The organism is Nonomuraea sp. NPDC050451, assembly GCF_044458585.1.
The window spans coordinates 1-1,361 of the sequence record NZ_JBITHZ010000116.1 but is presented as its reverse complement, the minus strand read 5'-3'; the positions used below and the strand labels follow the sequence as shown (position 1 = coordinate 1,361).

At 69.4% G+C, this 1,361-nt stretch carries 1 protein-coding gene; it reads right to left on the bottom strand.

Annotation, left to right across the window (positions count from 1 at the left end):
* Nucleotides 1-17 precede the first annotated feature (17 nt).
* Nucleotides 18-1,211, bottom strand: a complete 1,194-nt coding sequence (locus ACIBI9_RS67890; protein WP_397239695.1) for an ISAs1 family transposase — start codon at nucleotides 1,209-1,211, stop codon at nucleotides 18-20.
* Nucleotides 1,212-1,361: the final 150 nt, after the last annotated feature.

Below are 1,361 nucleotides of genomic sequence, written 5' to 3'. Positions count from 1 at the left end.
CCAGGGCCGATGCGTTCTCATGTTGTGAGCCCGAGTAGCTGCAGTCCGTCGGTGGGGTGGCTGCGGTAGTGGTCGGTGGCGGCTGCGATGTTGGTCCAGCCGATCAGGCGGGCCAGGCCGATGGCGAGGTTGCGCAGGCTGGCCATGATGCGGGGTGCGGTGCCGGTGCGGATGCGGGAGGCGTCTTCACGGTAGGTGACGTCGCGGATGTGGTGCAGTGCCTCGATGCCCCAATGGCCGCGGATGAGTGCGGCGAGCTGGGCGTGAGTGATCCGGCCTGGTGGAAGGTCGGTGATGGCGTAGATGGTGACGATGGTGGTCTTGCCGGTGCGGTGGTCGGTACGGCGGCGTTTGACCTGGACGGCCTGGGCGGCGTGTGGGAAGGGCAGGCCGGGGCGGGCGGTGCAGATTTTCATGCGGCGGATCTCGCGGCGGCCGTGCCCAGTCTCGTCGGTGCGGTCGTTGAGAATCGCCTCGCGCCAGGGCAGGGCCTTGAGTCGGCGCAGGAGGGTGGGCTGGTTGCCTTTGACGATGAACAGGTAGTGGCCACCGGCGGCGATGACGTGGTGGGCGTGGTCGTGCTGGGTGTGCAGGGCATCGGCGGTGACCACCACGCCGGTCAGGTCCAGGTGGGACAGCAGGGGTGTGAACGCGGGGATCTCGTTGCTCTTGGCCTTGACCTGCTGCTGGGCTATGACGGTCTGGGTGTCGTGGCGGGTGGCGGCCAGCAGGTGGACGGCGCCATCCGGGGTGCGGCTGCCGCGCAGAGTCTTGCCATCCACGGCCAGGCCGGACAGCGCGGTCCGGGCCGGGGGCCGGATGTCGGTGGTGGAGGGCGGGCCGCAGTCAGCGAGCGTGGCCAGGTAGGTGCAGGTCGCAGCGTCGAAGGAGTCGCCATCCAGGCGGGCGAACAGTCGTGCCAGGGTACTGGCCGCCGGCTGTACGGTGCCGGGTAGACCGGCCCGGGCGCGTAGGTCGGGGTCGTATCCGGCGATGAATCGGGCGATCTTGGCCAGGGAGGTTGCTCCGCCAAGCACGGCGAGCAGGGATAACGCCAGGAGGGGGCCGAGTCGGTAGCGGCGGCCCCGGCGGCTTCGCGGGTCCGGGATGGTGTCCAGGAGCTTGGCGAGTGTGGGCAGGTCGGTCGGTGGGTCGGTGACGGTGACGTGCTCCAGGTGGCGGGCGAGCACGTCGATCGGGGATGATGGCACGCGAACGCGGCCCCTGTTCTTGATCGACTGGCGTAGACACCCAACGATCTTCAGGGGTCGCGTTTGCCATCTGCCGGCCGGGGTGCCCTCAACCGCCCGGCTTCATCGAGCCTGTGCGTGTCCCATCAGACGAGAACGCTTTGGCCCTGG